Genomic DNA, 16,613 nt, shown 5'->3' on the forward strand with positions numbered 1-16,613 from the left:
AAAATGCAACGTGGGCGCCATCGGCGGTGCTCGAAAATGTAGCGCTGATACGCCCGCAAGAAAGCGACAAAAATTCTGATCGGGTGGGCTTTACTGGCGCTCAAAAAGCCCTATACTTGCGCCGAAAATATGTCCCCGCCAGCCATCGGCTGAGTCTTACAGGAGAATCTATGTTTAAAGCGAGTGAAGTGCTTGCGGCTCAGTATTCCGGCGCCGACCTCGGTCGACTCCAACAGGCCATTACCGCCAACTATTTAGTTGATGAAGATGCCTATTTGCGTGAGTTGATGACACTGGTACCGAATCAACCTGAACAAATTGACGCTGTTACCCAAGCTGCTGCGGCACTGGTGGGTAAAGTGCGTGAGCGCGCCGACAACAGCGGTATTGATGCGTTCCTGCAAGAATACAGTTTAGATACCAAAGAAGGCATCATTTTGATGTGCCTCGCGGAAGCCTTATTACGTATTCCTGACGCAACAACAGCTGATGCGTTAATCCAAGATCGGCTTTCCGGTGGTGATTGGCAAAAACATATGGGCCAAAGTACCTCTTGGTTAGTGAATACCGGCACCTGGGGTATCGCCTTTGCCAACAATCGGATAAACCCTACCGGCCAGCCGATGGAAACGCCTCGTGGTGTATTTAAGCGCCTAACTCGTCGTTTAAGTACACCGGTAGTTCGTAAAGCAACGTATCAAGCGATGCGAATTATGGGCACCCAGTTCGTCTTAGGCCGTACTATTGAAGAAGCGCTGAAAAACAGTCGTGCTAATCGCGATAAAGGCTACACGCACTCTTACGATATGCTTGGCGAGGCGGCATTAACCATGCGTGATGCGCAGCGCTATCACGCCGATTATGTCAATTCGATTAAAATAGTTGGCAAAGAAAACTTCAATAACCCGAAGGCTCCACGCCCAACTATTTCAATAAAATTATCAGCCCTACACCCGCGCTATGAGGTGGCTAATCACGAGCGCGTTATGACTGAGCTGGCACAAAGCTTAACTGAGCTCGTTAAACTAGCCAAAGAGGCCGATGTTGGAGTTAGCATTGATGCAGAAGAAGCAGACCGGCTTGAACTTTCGCTAGAATTATTTGAAAAAGTGTATCGTAGCGGCGTCTGCAAAGGCTGGCCTCGTTTCGGTTTGGTGGTGCAGGCCTATTCAAAACGTGCATTACCTACATTATGTTGGGTGACTGCCCTGGCACGCGAGTGTGGCGATGAGATTCCGGTGCGTTTGGTAAAGGGTGCGTATTGGGACACAGAAATCAAACTTTGCCAAGTGAATGGTCTAACTGGTTATCCAGTGTTTACCCGCAAAGCCAATACTGACGTGTCTTACTTAGCCTGTGCTCATTACCTATTGAGTGCCGCGACCGATGGGGCTATTTATCCGCAGTTTGCTACCCATAACGCACACACCGTGGTCGCTATTCGCGAGCTCAATAAACAGTACCAGCGACGTATTGAATTTCAGCGCTTGCACGGTATGGGTGACGATCTCTATGACACTATCTTAGAGCAGGATGAGAATACTACCGTGCGAATTTACGCTCCGGTTGGTGCGCACAAAGACTTGTTACCCTACTTGGTGCGCCGCCTCCTTGAAAATGGTGCTAATACATCTTTTGTGCACAAGTTAGTGGACCCTGAAACGCCAGTAGCGGACTTGATTGAGCACCCTTTAACGACCATGCATAAGCATGACCATTTCGCTAATGCCAAAATTCCTTTGCCGACGCAGATCTTTGCAGATCGGAAAAACTCGTTAGGATTGAATATGAACATTCATTCACAAGCAGATGACTTTATTGCAGCAGTACAACAATACCAAGATAAACAATGGCAAGCCGGACCGATTGTAAACGGCGATGTCATTGATGCCCATCATCAGGTTGCTATCCATAGCCCACAACAAACCGACCGCCTTATTGGCACCATTTGCTGGGGCGACAAAGCTCTTGCGGAACAAGCACTCGCTAGTGCCAATGCTGCTTATCGACGTTGGCGCGATACCGATGTCGAAGTGCGAGCCAAAGCACTAGAGAAGCTCGCTGATCTGATGGAAGCGAATCGTAACGAGTTGATTGCTCTGTGTACGCTAGAAGCCGGCAAGAGTTTACAAGATGGTATTGATGAAGTACGCGAAGCTGTCGATTTCTGCCGCTACTACGCTGTCCAAGCGCGTGAACTCATGGGTCAAGGAACCACGCTACCAGGCCCGACGGGCGAAACGAACGAGCTATTCTTACAAGGCCGCGGCACCTTTATTTGTATTAGCCCGTGGAACTTCCCACTAGCTATTTTCTTAGGGCAGGTGGCTGCAGCACTGGTTACAGGTAACTGTGTTATCGCTAAACCTGCTGAGCAAACTGGCTTTATTGCATTCCGTGCCGTGCAGTTGGCGCTTGAGGCTGGTATCCCTGGTGATGTCTTGCACTTTATGCCAGGCAGCGGTGCCGAGGTTGGTTCGTTCCTAGTTTCCCAAGAAGATATCGGTGGCGTCTGCTTTACTGGTTCAACCTATACCGCCCAAGCAATTAACCGCGCCTTAGCCGCCCGAACAGGTGCGATAGTGCCGTTAGTTGCCGAAACCGGTGGTCAAAACGCTATGCTTATTGATTCCACCGCATTGCCTGAGCAAGCGGTTACCGATATTGTTGCTAGTGCCTTCAAGAGCGCCGGTCAGCGTTGTTCTGCCCTACGGGTGTTATTTGTACAGGACGATATCGCCGATCGAGTGATTGATCTGCTTAAAGGTGCGATGGCCGAGTTAAAAGTTGGCAACCCTATGCTGCATGAAACCGACGTAGGTCCGGTTATTGATGGCGTAGCTAAACACAATCTTGAGCAGCACATCAACGATATTAGCCAAGCGGGTCGCTTAATTGCGCGTGCTCCGATGCCTGAATACACTCAAGGCGGTACTTTTGTCGCACCAACGGCTATCGAAATTGACTCTATTAATCAGTTAGTGAAAGAAAACTTCGGTCCGATCTTGCACGTTATTCGCTATAGCACTGACAGCTTAGATGAAGTTATCGATAGCATTAATGGTACTGGTTTTGGTTTGACCTTTGGTATTCACAGCCGCAATGAAACCTTTGCTGCGGACATTGCCCGCCGGATTGATGTCGGTAACGTTTACATTAATCGTAACCAAATTGGTGCGGTGGTAGGGGTACAGCCATTTGGTGGCCGTGGTATGTCAGGTACAGGTCCAAAAGCTGGTGGCCCACACTACTTAACGCGTTTTGTTACTGAAAAAACGCGCACCAACAACATTACTGCTGTTGGTGGCAATGCAACCCTACTATCGTTGGGCGATTAAAAATCGCCCAAGTCATGTAGATACAAGCTCTGGCTACCATCTTTGATGGTGGTAGCTAGGCTTTCAATACGCGGTAAAATACGCGCCATATAGAACTTAGCTGTTTTTAGTTTACTTGCTAGATGTGGCTTTTCTGCAACTTGCGGCGCAGCAGCCGCAGCCATACGCAACCACACGTAACCAAAAGCAACGTAACCAATTAAGTTCAGGTACTCTACCGCGACACTGTTAATGATATTTTCATCATCCATCACCTTGCTTAATACTTGCACGGTAACTTCGTGTACCAATTGCGTAGCATCAGCAAGCTGTTGATATTCTGCTTCAAATCCTGCTAACGGCTCAGCTAACAACGCTTGAATATCCGCTAGGAGTGGTTTCAGGAGTTCGCCACGACTACCGGCAACTTTGCGCCCTAACAAATCTAAAGCTTGAATGCCGTTAGTGCCTTCATAGATTTGCGCAATCCGACAATCACGAACTAACTGCTCTTGTCCCCACTCGCGAATGAAGCCATGACCACCGAATACTTGCTGACCAAGTACAGTGGCTTCAAACCCAGTATCCGTTAAAAAGGCTTTGGCTACTGGAGTTAACAACTGAACCAACGCTTCAGCCCGTTGGCGAGTCTCTGCATCAGCGGCATATTTTGCTAAATCGAGTTGTTGCCCTACATAAGTTGAGAACGCTCGGCCACCTTCAACAAAGGCCTTCATGGTCAGCAACATGCGCCGCACATCGCCATGCACAATAATAGGGTCGGCTTCTTTCTCGGGCTGCTGCGTAGCTTTAGCACCGCGGCCTTGAATACGGTCTTGGGCATATTCTAAAGCATTTTGATAAGAGCGAGCTGCAGCACCTAGGCCTTGGATACCTACTCCTAACCGCTCGTAGTTCATCATGGTAAACATCGCTGGTAAACCTTTGTGCGGCTCACCTACCAGCCAACCCTTGGCACCATCAAAATTCATCACGCAAGTAGCAGAGGCATGAATACCCATTTTGTGTTCCGTTGATCCACAATGCACGCCATTGCGCTCACCAATAGAACCATCAGCATTGACTAGAAACTTCGGCACTAAGAATAAGCTGATGCCTTTACTACCTGCGGGTGCGTCTGGCAACTTAGCGAGTACCAAATGGATGATGTTGTCAGTGAGGTCATGTTCGCCGCCGGTAATAAAAATCTTAGTTCCGCTGATGGCAAAACTTCCGTCGTCATTAGGAATGGCTTTGGTACGAATAATACCGAGATCGGTACCGGCATGAGGTTCGGTAAGGCACATAGAACCAGCCCAAGTACCACGGATCATATTTTCTAAATAAGTGGCTTTTAGCTCGTCACTGGCATGCTGATCGATGGTCATGATAGCGCCAGCAGTCAAGCCTGAATATAATGAGAAAGAGATATCCGCTGCACAGAGCATTTCTTCATATTGCGCTGATACGGATTTTGGTAGGCCCATACCACCAAAGTCAGGATTGGCAGTCACCCCTACCCAACCACCTTCAGCCAGTTGCTTGAAGTTTTCTTTGTAGCCTTGCGGGGTGGTTACCACGCCGTTATCGAAGCTCACGCCTTCTTCATCAGCAGCCCGAGCATTAGGAGCAATCAAGCTTTCTGCCAATTTCGCGCCTTCATCAATAATAGCCACTGCAGTGTCAATATCGACGTCAGCAAAGGCCTCAATTTTGGCCCAGTCTTCATGAACTTTAAATACATCCTGCAGTACAAACTGCATATCTTCACGGGGTACACGATAATCAGCCATGACCACACCTCTCTCAATCAGTTGGCAGAAAAAATCAAACAACGAATTTAAACAGGTGTTTTAATATCAGATCTACTAGGGTCTTGTCCAGTCTTCTAAGGCTGGTAACTGAAAAGCTTGTTGGTTCATTGACATCACCACATGAGCCGGCGAAATTTTTAGAATCGTCACCGCACCAAAGCTATCTCCTTCAAAGAGCCGTCGCCCATCGAGAACAATCCAGCGTGCGGTGGCATCAGATGAATATTGATGACTATCGTAACTAAAACTGCCAATTTGCCGTTGCATACTCAGGTTTAAATCGTAAATGGTAGGAACGACACTTTGTTGCGCCGAATTCTCTCCACTCGCTAAGGCATCTTCAAAGGCCGCCAGTAACTCGGGTGAAACCGCGTTTAAATCCAATCCTTGCCCTTGTGAAATCACCTTATCGTTAGCCTCGTTAGCTGTTATGGGCGCAGTTGCTTCAGCGGTTTCAGCTACTGTTGCTGGCTCGGCTGTTGTGACTGCAACTGGCTCTGGCCAAACAGGAACGCGTATAGCGGTCGGTTCGCCTAATCGATACGCTGGCGTTGCTGGCGGCGTTGCTGCTTGGTTTAAGCCGGGGATTGGCGTCAGCGCTGATGTTTCTTGCGTAGGTGCCTGATTATCCTGTAACCACCACCAAACTGCAGCTGCACTTAATACAAACAGCAGCAGCGCCAAGACTACTGCAACTAGGCCTGTATAAGGCCCTCGAGGCTGAGTAGCACTAGCTAACCAAATGGGATTCGGTTGAGGCACCAGTGGCGATGACTGCCGCTGCAATGCTTTTAATACTGAAGACATTTATTGCTCCTCTTGCAAACGCGGGCCGCCTAGCCGACTGTTCGCCGCTAACCAAGCCAGAGTGATACCATCCAACGCGCCCGTAACCGGCAAGCCTGCTGCCATTTGAACCTGGCGTAACTGGTGCACCAGCGGTTGTTCACCAGCACTACCAGACTCTTTTAGTTGTTGCGCTAACCATTGCTGGTACAGGCTCGAATCTTCATCAGCATAGCCCGGTGGCTGCGGAATAAAGGCAACAAAACGACCATTCCAGCCGGCTTCTGGTTGGGTTGCCACACTGCCAACAAACTGGTGCTGACCAGCATCTAACTGCAGCAATAATGGCCAACTTAATTGTTTCAGTTGGTCCATACGTGCGGTACCAGTAACACACATGAGTTGGAACTGCTCCACCCAGTTACACACGGCTGCTTCTGTTGGTGGTGCTGGTAATTGCCAGACCTGAGTTAATGCCACAATCGCTGGAACAGCGGCAGAATCAGCGGGTGTCGACACACTTGGCGCTGATACTTCCATGGTGGTATCCATGGGAGTCGCTGCTAAGCCATCTGTGCTCACTTGGTTCATTAAATACAACGCCAGCCAAGCACTAACGCCACCAAGAATTGCTGCTGCCGGCAATATCCACCACTTACGAGAGTTGGTTGTGACTGCAGGCGCGCCATCCAATTCCACCACGGCCTGTTTAATATGTTTTACCGTCACCGTTTGCGTTTGATCGTTATAGGCAGCGAGTAACGCCCTATCACAAAGTAGATTCAGTCGTCGAGGGATCCCTTCGCTTGCTTGATGAACCCGCTGTATCGCTGCGCGCTCAAACAATCCGCGCTGTGCTCCGGCAACTTGCAAGCGGTAATTAATATAGCGTTCGGTATCAGCCAATTGTAATGGTAATAAGTGATAACGAGCCGTTATCCGCTGTGCTAGCTGGCGTAACTCGCGACGGCGCAGCAGATCTTGCAATTCAGGCTGACCAATTAAAATAACTCGCAATAGCTTCTGTTGATTGGTTTCAAGATTGGTTAATAAACGCAGTTGCTCTAATACTTGGGGTTGTAAGTGTTGGGCTTCATCAATCAGCACCACACATTGCTGACCCGCTTGATGTGCACTCAGGAGAAACTTACTCAACAAGTCTGTCAGTTGTTTGTCCGTTAATGGGCCGGACGCTGAGTCTTTGCGGCTTTTTGGCTGAGCAGCTGATTGCAACCCAAACTCATCACATAACGTAGCTAGTAACTCGTGGGAATTCAGCATCGGATTCAGAATAAATGCCGTTTGTGTGTGCTCTGGTAATTGTTCTAACAGGGCACGTGACACCGTCGTCTTGCCGGTACCAACTTCACCTGTGAGTAGGATAAATCCACCGCTACCTGATAATCCATAACTTAAATGCGCTAGCGCCTCTTGGTGACGCTCACTCAAATAGAGAAACTGTGGATCTGGAGCGATCGAAAAGGGCTCTGTGTGTAAACCAAAATAATTCAAATACATGCTGTCTGTATCACTATATTAAATCAAGGTAGCCAAGGCGTACCGGCTGCGCTTATTGTTATAATTAGATGGTTGTAAGTAAGGTTTTGCGTCGAGCATGGCTACAGTGTAACCACTCACTTGCATCACTGCCAGTGATTAGCGATGATGCACCGAGAATATTAAAGGAGTATGGCATGAACATATATTTGGTAGGTGGTGCCGTGCGCGATAGGTTACTCGGTAAGCCCGTGCATGAACGTGATTATGTGGTAGTTGGTGCTACTCCTCAACAAATGCTGGCTTTAGGCTATCGCCAAGTAGGCAAAGACTTTCCAGTATTTTTGCATCCGCAAACGCAGGCTGAATATGCCCTTGCAAGAACCGAACGCAAAACTGGCCAAGGCTACACAGGCTTCGCTATCGCAGCTGATCCGTCGGTGACTTTGGAGCAAGATCTTATGCGCCGCGATCTGACCATTAATGCCATAGCGCAAAGTGACTCGGGGGAGTTGATTGATCCCTATCATGGTCGTGCAGATTTGCAGCAACGGTTACTGCGTCATGTCTCTCCAGCCTTTGTCGAAGATCCGTTACGGGTATTACGGGTGGCGCGCTTTGCCGCTCGCTTTGCTGCTGATGGCTTTACCGTTGCTCCTGAAACTATGGAGTTAATGCGAACCATAGCCGACCAAGGTGAACTTGCAACTTTAAGTGCTGAGCGAGTTTGGCGCGAAACTGAAAAAGCACTCAGCAGTGCAACCCCCGCGGTATTCTGGCAGGTCTTAAGCGATGCCCACGCCTTAACTCCTTGGTTCAGCGAGTTGCAACCAGCTTCAATTATCAAGTTAACTCGTCATTATTTGAGTCAGTTGGATACCCCAGATCCTCTCATCGCCTTTTGCCTAAGCCTGTATCCGCTGACCCCTGAACGAGCGCAGCAGTTGTGTGAACGCTTGAAGGTTCCCAATAGCTATCGTCAACTGGCGCTCAAGTTGTGTCGCGCGCAACTCAGTGCTAGCTCGACTTGGAATGCCGACGCGGCTTTCGCTTACATGGGACAGTTTGATTTATGGCGGCAACCCGAACAGCTTACTAACCTGCTCAAGGTGTGGCAGTGTGTCGAAATTAAGGAACCCGTATTGGCAGCTTTTCAGCGCAGTTTCGAGGCTGCTCAAAAGTTATCCGCAGCTGCTGTGATTGAGGCGGCCAAAGCTGAGGGCCAAGCATTACAAGGCCCTCAAATTGGAACAGCGCTACAATCAGCTCGCCACGCGAAGGTGATCAACGAATGGCAGCTCGCCAGCGGATAACGTTATCTACAGTTAAATAAAAAATAGCAGCAAAATAATACCCAAAGCTAGGCGGTAGAGCACAAAGGGCAGCATCCCCATACGGCTAATGATCTGTAAAAAGAAATGGATACAGAAATAAGCCGCGACAAACGATACCCCGACCCCGGTCAATACGGCTAACCAATCAACCGCTGCCGGTTGTTGCACTAATTTCAAGCCTTGGTAGCCACCCGCCATAATAATGACAGGTATGGATAACAAAAACGAAAAACGCGCAGCATCGGTTTTGGTTAGACCAATCAGCATACCTGCGGTCATGGTTATGCCTGAGCGTGAGGTACCCGGAATAAGTGCTAATGCTTGAGCCAAACCAACTAAAACAGCTTGTTTCAAGGTCAATCCGGCTAACCCTTGGCGCTCGCTAGCTTTCACATCGGCGTACCATAACAGTAAACCAAACAGGATAGTGGTGGTGGCAATCACGAGCGCTGAACGGGCAAAATTCTCAATTAAATCACCCCCCAGTAAACCAGCCAACCCGGCTGGAATAGTGGCCCAAATAATTAACCACGCCAATCTGCTGTGTTCGTTGTGTTGACCACGCATGCTATTTACCCAGCCCACCAGGAGCTGACCTACTTCTTGACGAAAATACAAGATGACCGCCAGTAAGGTTCCCACATGCACGGCAACGTCAAAGGCTAAACCTTGATCTTGCCAACCGAAAACTTGCGAAGGCAAAATCAGGTGCGCTGAACTCGAAATTGGAAGAAATTCAGTTAACCCCTGAACTAGGGCCAGAATAATAGCTTCAATAATATCCACTGGGATTAGTTCCTTGCTAATAGCTTAATTATTGGTGATCAGGGTTGATGGCGTCACCTGATACAAATGAGGCAGTTGCTCAAAGTCAAATGATATAGGTTGTAACTGTTGAGAGCTACTGTATTGTTGCCAATGTTGCGTAAAAGTTAAACCCGTACATGGATGTGGCAAGAAGCCTACCAATTCAGCTAAAGGCCAGAGTACAAAAGCATTATGTAAAATCTCATCGCGTGGCAGTTGCACTGGCTCTCGACTTATCAGGTCATCAAACAACAGCATATCAATATCTAAGGTTCGTGGACTGTATTTAGGTGCTGCCGCACTGTGGCCAAACTGCTGTTCAATCTCTTTGCAGATTTGATTTACCTCAGCTACTGATAACTGGGTCTGAACTTCTGCAACTAAGTTAAAAAAAGGCTGCCCCACAAAACCCACTGCAGCACTTTCAAATACTCGTGAGATTCGCATCGGCGTCGTTGCTGATGCAAAATGTTGATACAGCGCCAGCACCCCAGCCTGAATATGCTGATGCCGTTGTTTGTTACTACCTATACCTAATAAAACTCTACTCACGAAGCCTTCCGAGTGATCTCTACCGCAGTTTGGCGGGCCGCTTTAACCGCTTGAGGCTTACCTACTTTAACCGTCACTTGCGGCACCTTGAAATGCGTCAGAATAAGCTCGGCCACCTCTTCTGCAACGGTTTCAATCAAAGCTCTGGGACGCTGCTGAATGAGCGCAGTAACAGCTTTACTCAAGCTGTCGTAATCAAGTGCATCGGCCAAATCTTCAGAGCGTGCGGCCTTGGCATTATCCCATGCCATAGTTAAATCTAAGACCAACGGCTGGGTGCTTTCATGCTCCCAATCGTACACACCTATGTAGGCATCAACCACCAACCCTTCTACGAATACTTTATCCATGATTTGTCATACCAGTAACTGATAGAAATTTAAGCGTAAAGCGCTTATGCTATGGGCTTTGCATAGTAACGGAAAGCGGACCGGAAAAAAATCACCATGGGTGCATTAATTGTACTGGCGATATTATCAGCTTACTTATTCGGCTCTATCAGTAGTGCCGTCTTGGTATGTCGCGTGTTCGGCTTACCAGACCCTCGCACTGCCGGCTCGCATAATCCCGGCGCTACTAATGTTTATCGAATCGGGGGCAAATTACCCGCAGTATTAACGCTGTGGTTTGATGTGCTCAAAGGCATGATTCCGGTTTGGGGTTCTTATTTTCTCGGCATTGAGCCCTTTTTTCTGGGGCTTATTGCAGTAGCCGCTTGTTTGGGCCATATCTTTCCGTTGTACTTTCACTTTCGCGGCGGTAAAGCCGTCGCTACCGCTCTTGGTGCGATGTTTCCAGTTGCTTGGGAAATGGCTCTCTTGCTGATTGCCACCTGGATTTTGGTGTTTCGAATTAGCCGGGTATCATCTGTGGCGGCACTCGTCACCGTGAGCCTAGCGCCGTTCTTTGCTTATTTTATCAAGCCACAATACACAGTACCGGTCATTATGATTTCGCTGTTGATACTATGGCGGCATCAATCCAATATTATGCGTATTAGAAGTGGCGAAGAGCGTCGCATTAGGCGGCCACAACAGCCACCTGATGACAACGCTGAGGTCAACAACGACCGATCTTAATTAGCGAGTGATGGCCGTAAGTTGCTCTAATGGCCAGCGTGGAAAGGTCTTGATGGCAATATCTGCGTGCTCGCCAGCCATCAGGCGCTGTGCCCCGGCAAAAGCTATCATGGCACCATTGTCAGTACAGAATTCACCGCGCGGAAAATAGACTTTGCCACCAATGCGCTGCGCAAATTGCTGCAGTTGATCACGTAAATGTTGGTTTGCGCTAACCCCGCCAGCAACCACTAAACGCTTAAGCTGGGTTTGTTCTAACGCCCGCCGACATTTGATCAATAGAGTGTCAACCACTGCATCTTGAAAGGCGCGAGCAATATCTGCTAAGGCTTGCTCGGATCCATCGGACGCCGCGATAGTATTGGCAGCGAAGGTTTTCAAACCACTGAATGAAAAATCTAACCCAGGTCGATCTGTCATCGGCCGCGGAAATTGATACTGCTGAGGTCGGCCTTGGGTTGCCAGTTTTGCTAATCGTGGCCCGCCGGGATAGTCCAAGCCCATCAATTTGGCTGTTTTGTCAAAAGCTTCACCCGCCGCATCATCAATGGATTCACCTAATAGCTGGTAATCACCAATACCATTAACCCGAACTAATTGGGTGTGTCCGCCTGATACTAATAAAGCAACAAATGGAAACTCGGGTACATCATCTTCTAACATTGGCGCCAGTAAATGGCCTTCCATGTGATGTACTGCTACGGCTGGTACCTGCCAACCATAGGCCAAACTGCGACCAATACAAGAACCTACTAATAATGCACCCACGAGTCCAGGTCCGGCGGTATAAGCAACCCCATCGATATCAGCTGCGGTTAAATTTGCTTGTGCCAACGCGGCTTGAACAAGTGGTAGGGTTTTTCTTACATGGTCACGCGAAGCTAGTTCTGGTACCACGCCACCGTAATCAGCATGCAACTTTACTTGCGAGTAGAGTTGATGAGCCAGCAGACCTTGTTCAGTGTCGTATATGGCGATTCCGGTTTCGTCACATGAGGTTTCAATACCTAGCACGCGCATCTAATCTTATCCTTTTTAACTACAAACCAAAGGCGCCTAGTTTAGCCTAAAGCCTCACTGATGTCAGTCTAGATCAACGGTAACACCCTTCAATGAACTGTCATCATCACCGTGATTTTCACCACTGAGTTTGATCCGCAAGCGTAAGTCATTTGGTGCATCTGCATGACGCATCGCATTATCGTATGTAATACGGCCCGCCTTGTAGAGATCATAAAGAGCTTGGTCAAAAGTTTGCATGCCTAATTCACGCGAACGCGCCATGATTTCTTTTAACTCGCCCATGTCACCGGTGGCTATCTTCTCCGCAATGATCGGGCTATTGAGTAGAATTTCAATGGCTGCAGTACGCCCCCCATCAGTAGTGGGAACTAACTGTTGCGCCACAATACCACGTAGGTTGAGCGATAAATCAAACATGAGCTTGTGAATCTTCTCTTTCGGCACCAGTTGCATGATCCGCTCTATCGCTTGGTTGGCATTGTTAGCGTGCAACGTAGCCACACACAAATGACCTGTTTCAGCAAAGGTTAAAGCGTATTCCATAGTCTCTTGAGAACGTATCTCCCCAACTAAAATCACATCGGGAGCTTGCCGTAACGAGCTTTTTAACGCTGCCTCAAACGATTCTGTATCCTGTCCTACCTCACGCTGTGTGACCATGCATTGAGCGTGGTCATGCACAAATTCGACGGGGTCTTCAATGGTCAGAATATGCCCCTTTGAATGCTGGTTGCGGTAGCCAATCAAAGCCGCCAAACTGGTTGACTTACCGGTACCTGTGCCCCCTACCACTAGCAACAAACCGCGCTTACTCATAATGAGTTGGGTTAGAATACTAGGAAGTTTAAGCTGCTCTACTGTAGGTATCTCGGTAACAATACGGCGTACTACCATACCGGCTTTTTGGCGTTGCCAGAATGCACTCACCCGAAACCGGCCAATGCCTTCGCGGAAAATCGCGAAATTGGCTTCTTTATGGGTAATAAATTGCTCTAAATGATCATCCCCAAGAGCTTCTTTGACGATGGCTAAGGCCGCATTATCACTCAACTTCTGTTCTGCTAACGACTGCAGCTCACCATTAATTTTGGCACTAGGAGCTAACCCCGCCGAAATAAACAAATCTGAACTTTGTCGTTCCACCATGAGTTTTAAGAGCTTATCCAACACCGACATTAGAAGGCATCCTTGTGATTAGCTTTAGCTTTAGCGTCAGCTCGGGTTACAGTGCCTTGGTTGAGTAAGTTTTGCAGAGATTGGTCAAGCGTTTGCATGCCATGGGCAGCACCCGTTTGAATGGACGAATACATCTGTGCAATTTTATCTTCGCGAATTAAGTTCTTAATGGCAGACGTCGCAATCATGATCTCATGAGCGGCAACTCGCCCCCCACCCACCTTTTTCAGCAAGGTTTGCGAAATCACGGCGCGCAGTGATTCAGATAACATGGAGCGAATCATAGGTTTCTCATCGCCCGGAAACACATCGACAATCCGGTCAATGGTTTTTGGGGCAGAGGTTGTGTGCAAGGTACCAAACACTAAGTGTCCAGTTTCAGCTGCTGTCATGGCTAACCGAATGGTTTCTAAATCACGCATCTCACCCACTAAAATCACATCAGGGTCTTCACGCAGGGCCGAGCGTAATGCGTTGTTAAAACTGTGGGTGTCGCGATGCACTTCACGTTGGTTAACCAAGCTACGTTTGTTCTTATGAACAAACTCGATGGGATCTTCGATGGTCAAAATGTGATGAAATTTATTCTCATTAATGTAATCCACCATAGCCGCCAGCGTCGTAGACTTACCTGAACCGGTGGGCCCAGTCACTAACACGAGTCCACGAGGGTTATCGGAGATCGTTTTAAAGATCTCTGGAGCACCCAGTTGTTCCAGTGTAAGAACCTCGCTAGGAATAGTACGAAAGACGGCGCCAGCACCACGGTTTTGTACAAATGCGTTAACCCGAAAGCGCGCCAGATTCGGTACCTCAAACGAGAAATCACATTCTAGATTCTGTTCGTACTCTTTACGCTGGCGGTCGTTCATAATGTCATACACCAGCTCTTGCACTTGCTTGTGCGATAAGGCCGGGATATTTATTTTACGAACGTCACCATCTACCCGTATCATAGGAGGTGACTCTGCTGACAAATGTAAGTCTGACGATTTATGTTTAACAGCAAAGCTGAGTAACTCAGTGATATCCATTGAACGGCCTCTTTATAGTGAGTGTTAGCAAGTGATAAATAACATAGCTGAACGGATAAAAGAAGTCCGCAACCAAATAAAGCAAGCAACTCAAGCTGCCCAGCGCCAGCCGCATAGCGTACAACTGCTGGCCGTTAGCAAAACTAAGCCAGCCGCTGATGTTGCTGCTGCCCATGCCGCCGGCCAAGTAGACTTTGGTGAAAACTATGTGCAAGAAGGCGTACAGAAGATTACGCAATTGCAACATTTACCGCTTACGTGGCATTTTATCGGCCCCATTCAATCGAATAAAACCAAAGACATTGCGGAACATTTTGCTTGGGTACATAGCCTTGATCGCGAAAAAATAGCACGCCGTTTAAGCCAACAGCGTCCAGCGCATCTCCCGCCGTTACAAGTGTTGATTCAGATAAATATTGACGACGAATCCAGTAAAGCGGGTATCGCACCGGCGCAACTAGAACAAATGGCTCAGCTGATTGCTAGTTTGCCGCAGTTGCAGCTGCGCGGTTTGATGACTATTCCCCAAGCCGATGCTAGTGCTGACCAACAAGCCCATAGCTTTGCCGCCATGCAGCGGTTGTTTTTACAATTACAGACCCAATATGATCAGATAGATACGCTGTCCATGGGGATGAGTAATGATCTTGCCGCTGCCATCGCTCATGGCGCCACCATGGTGCGTGTTGGCACCGCTATTTTTGGTGCCAGAACCAACTAAATCAAATAATCAAGGAGACACAGATGACAACCACGCCACGCAAAATCGCCTTTATTGGGGCCGGCAATATGACCCAAAGCATCGTTGGCGGGATGGTCCGAAGTGGGTATTCCAACGAGCTTATTTACGTTAGCAACCCAAGCGTAGGTAAGCTACAGCTATTGCAGGACAAACTTAAGGTTCATACCAGTCAAGATAACATCCAGGTTGCTACGCAAGCCGATGTTATTGTGCTTGCGGTAAAACCGCAGTTGATGGCGCAAGTCTGCCAACAGCTGCGTGAGCAAGTACCTAACCTTAGCGACAAACTGATTGTTACTATCGCCGCAGGTATTCGTATTGAAAAATATCGACAGTATTTAGGTGACTCGATTCGTATGATTCGCGTCATGCCTAATACACCTTCACTCGTAGGGCAAGGCATGTCGGGCTTGGTCGCTGATGACCGCGTTGATCAAACCGACCAAGACTTTATCACTGCAGCCTTTAATGGCGTAGGCGCAACTTTATGGGTTGCCGATGAAGATCAACTAGACATTCTAGGTGCTGTAGCTGGCAGTGGTCCTGCATATTTCTTTGAATTTATGGCAAGCTTACAAAAAGCAGCAGCGGCATTAGGTTTTGATGCTGACAAAGCACGAGCGATGGTGCAACAAACAGCACTTGGAGCAGCTGAAATGGCCATTGCTAGCGAGCTTTCGTTGGAAGATTTACGCAAGCAAGTGACCAGTAAGGGCGGCTCTACGGCAAAAGGTATCGAGGTTTATCAAGCAGCTGAGATTGACAAGATTTCAGCGCAAGCAGTCAAAGCAGCAGTGCAACGTAACCAAGAAATGGCTAAACTGTTTTAATCGAACCCTACTGCCGCAGCTCGATGAAGTTGCGGCTCACCAATACAAGGTAAACTGAGAGTATGAATGCCGTAACCTTTTTAGTTGATTTTGTTTTCGACTTATTTTTGATGGTGGTGATTCTTCGCGTATGGATGCAAGCGGTAAGAGCCGATTTTTACAATCCGCTGAGCCAGTTTGTGGTCAAAGTGAGTAATCCGCTGGTATTACCCTTGCGCTCAGTATTACCGACTTTAGGTCGGTGGGACTTAGCCGCTGTGGTCTTGGCGTTACTGGTGGCCGTAGCTAAGATTTATCTAGTACAAATACTGATTAATGCGCCTTTACCTATGGTGGTCACAGCATTAATCCGCAGTTTGTTCTTAGTGGTGTTTCAATTTCTGTCGATCTTATTCTGGGTCACGCTGATCCGTGCCTTAATGAGCTGGTTTAGCCAAGGTTATCATCCAATGACAGCCATGCTCGCGCAGTTAACTGAGCCTTTTTTAGCGCCGATTCGACGTATCATCCCACCTATTGGCGGGCTTGATTTATCGGTTTTAGTGCTCATCGTAGGTATTCAATTTGTTCGCATTTTGCTGGGTAACATGCTGATTTAAGCTTATTACTAGCTGTACAAAAA

At 48.2% G+C, this 16,613-nt stretch carries 15 protein-coding genes; 6 read left to right on the forward strand and 9 right to left on the reverse strand.

What is annotated here, in order from left to right; all coding sequences use genetic code 11:
• The first annotated feature begins 170 nt into the window (after nt 1-170).
• Nucleotides 171-3,338 carry a bifunctional proline dehydrogenase/L-glutamate gamma-semialdehyde dehydrogenase PutA gene (gene putA, locus AB8S08_RS08870; protein ID WP_369742535.1) on the forward strand — a complete coding sequence of 1,056 codons (3,168 nt, stop codon included), beginning with the start codon at nt 171-173 and terminating at the stop codon, nt 3,336-3,338.
• On the opposite strand, the gene AB8S08_RS08875 is transcribed toward putA, so the two are convergent.
• The 3 genes from AB8S08_RS08875 to AB8S08_RS08885 all read right to left on the reverse strand — a co-directional run bounded on the left by AB8S08_RS08875 (nt 3,335) and on the right by AB8S08_RS08885 (nt 7,435).
• Nucleotides 3,335-5,110 carry an acyl-CoA dehydrogenase C-terminal domain-containing protein gene (locus tag AB8S08_RS08875; protein ID WP_369742536.1) on the reverse strand — a complete coding sequence of 592 codons (1,776 nt, stop codon included), beginning with the start codon at nt 5,108-5,110 and terminating at the stop codon, nt 3,335-3,337. The two genes, putA and AB8S08_RS08875, sit on opposite strands and share 4 nt — an antisense overlap.
• Before the next feature lie 75 nt (nt 5,111-5,185).
• Nucleotides 5,186-5,938: a general secretion pathway protein GspB gene (locus AB8S08_RS08880; protein ID WP_369742537.1), complete on the reverse strand. Its 753-nt coding sequence runs from the start codon at nt 5,936-5,938 to the stop codon at nt 5,186-5,188.
• Nucleotides 5,939-7,435, reverse strand: coding sequence for an AAA family ATPase (locus AB8S08_RS08885; RefSeq protein ID WP_369742538.1), 1,497 nt, complete (start codon nt 7,433-7,435; stop codon nt 5,939-5,941).
• 176 nt (nt 7,436-7,611) lie between these two features.
• Here AB8S08_RS08885 and AB8S08_RS08890 point away from each other — a divergent pair, with 176 nt between their 5' ends.
• Nucleotides 7,612-8,727 (forward strand): CCA tRNA nucleotidyltransferase, encoded by a 1,116-nt coding sequence (locus AB8S08_RS08890; protein ID WP_369742539.1) that lies wholly within the window; start codon nt 7,612-7,614, stop codon nt 8,725-8,727.
• A gap of 12 nt (nt 8,728-8,739) precedes the next feature.
• Here AB8S08_RS08890 and AB8S08_RS08895 read toward each other — a convergent pair whose 3' ends face one another.
• The 3 genes from AB8S08_RS08895 to folB are packed head-to-tail and all read right to left on the reverse strand — an operon-like array spanning nt 8,740 to nt 10,457.
• Nucleotides 8,740-9,534, reverse strand: a complete 795-nt coding sequence (locus AB8S08_RS08895) for an undecaprenyl-diphosphate phosphatase (protein WP_369742540.1) — start codon at nt 9,532-9,534, stop codon at nt 8,740-8,742.
• A 24-nt stretch (nt 9,535-9,558) separates the two neighbouring features.
• Nucleotides 9,559-10,107, reverse strand: coding sequence for a 2-amino-4-hydroxy-6-hydroxymethyldihydropteridine diphosphokinase (gene folK, locus AB8S08_RS08900; RefSeq protein WP_369742541.1), 549 nt, complete (start codon nt 10,105-10,107; stop codon nt 9,559-9,561).
• Nucleotides 10,104-10,457: a dihydroneopterin aldolase gene (folB, locus tag AB8S08_RS08905; RefSeq protein ID WP_110076391.1), complete on the reverse strand. Its 354-nt coding sequence runs from the start codon at nt 10,455-10,457 to the stop codon at nt 10,104-10,106. The genes folK and folB overlap by 4 nt, the downstream gene beginning before the upstream one ends.
• A 96-nt stretch (nt 10,458-10,553) precedes the next feature.
• Between folB and plsY the strand changes: the two genes are divergently transcribed.
• A complete protein-coding gene (plsY, locus tag AB8S08_RS08910; RefSeq protein WP_110076392.1) occupies nt 10,554-11,186 on the forward strand; it encodes a glycerol-3-phosphate 1-O-acyltransferase PlsY in 633 nt (210 codons plus the stop codon).
• Here plsY and tsaD read toward each other — a convergent pair whose 3' ends face one another.
• The 3 genes from tsaD to AB8S08_RS08925 all read right to left on the reverse strand — a co-directional run bounded on the left by tsaD (nt 11,187) and on the right by AB8S08_RS08925 (nt 14,419).
• Nucleotides 11,187-12,206 (reverse strand): tRNA (adenosine(37)-N6)-threonylcarbamoyltransferase complex transferase subunit TsaD, encoded by a 1,020-nt coding sequence (tsaD, locus tag AB8S08_RS08915; RefSeq protein ID WP_369742542.1) that lies wholly within the window; start codon nt 12,204-12,206, stop codon nt 11,187-11,189.
• Between the two features lie 63 nt (nt 12,207-12,269).
• Complete coding sequence (locus tag AB8S08_RS08920; protein ID WP_369742543.1) at nt 12,270-13,385, reverse strand: PilT/PilU family type 4a pilus ATPase; 1,116 nt, start codon at nt 13,383-13,385, stop codon at nt 12,270-12,272.
• Complete coding sequence (locus AB8S08_RS08925; RefSeq protein WP_110076395.1) at nt 13,385-14,419, reverse strand: type IV pilus twitching motility protein PilT; 1,035 nt, start codon at nt 14,417-14,419, stop codon at nt 13,385-13,387. The genes AB8S08_RS08920 and AB8S08_RS08925 overlap by 1 nt, the downstream gene beginning before the upstream one ends.
• A gap of 34 nt (nt 14,420-14,453) precedes the next feature.
• Between AB8S08_RS08925 and AB8S08_RS08930 the strand changes: the two genes are divergently transcribed.
• From AB8S08_RS08930 to AB8S08_RS08940, 3 genes are all read left to right on the forward strand, one after another.
• Nucleotides 14,454-15,140 (forward strand): YggS family pyridoxal phosphate-dependent enzyme, encoded by a 687-nt coding sequence (locus AB8S08_RS08930; protein ID WP_110076421.1) that lies wholly within the window; start codon nt 14,454-14,456, stop codon nt 15,138-15,140.
• Nucleotides 15,141-15,163: 23 nt separating this feature from the next.
• Nucleotides 15,164-15,991 (forward strand): pyrroline-5-carboxylate reductase, encoded by an 828-nt coding sequence (gene proC, locus AB8S08_RS08935; RefSeq protein ID WP_110076396.1) that lies wholly within the window; start codon nt 15,164-15,166, stop codon nt 15,989-15,991.
• Between the two features lie 62 nt (nt 15,992-16,053).
• Entirely contained in the window at nt 16,054-16,590 is a 537-nt protein-coding gene (locus tag AB8S08_RS08940) for a YggT family protein (protein WP_369742544.1), read from the forward strand.
• Nucleotides 16,591-16,613 lie beyond the last annotated feature (23 nt).

Source organism: Pseudidiomarina sp. PP-1MA (genome assembly GCF_041200125.1).
Classification (GTDB): Bacteria; Pseudomonadota; Gammaproteobacteria; order Enterobacterales; family Alteromonadaceae; genus Pseudidiomarina; species Pseudidiomarina fusca.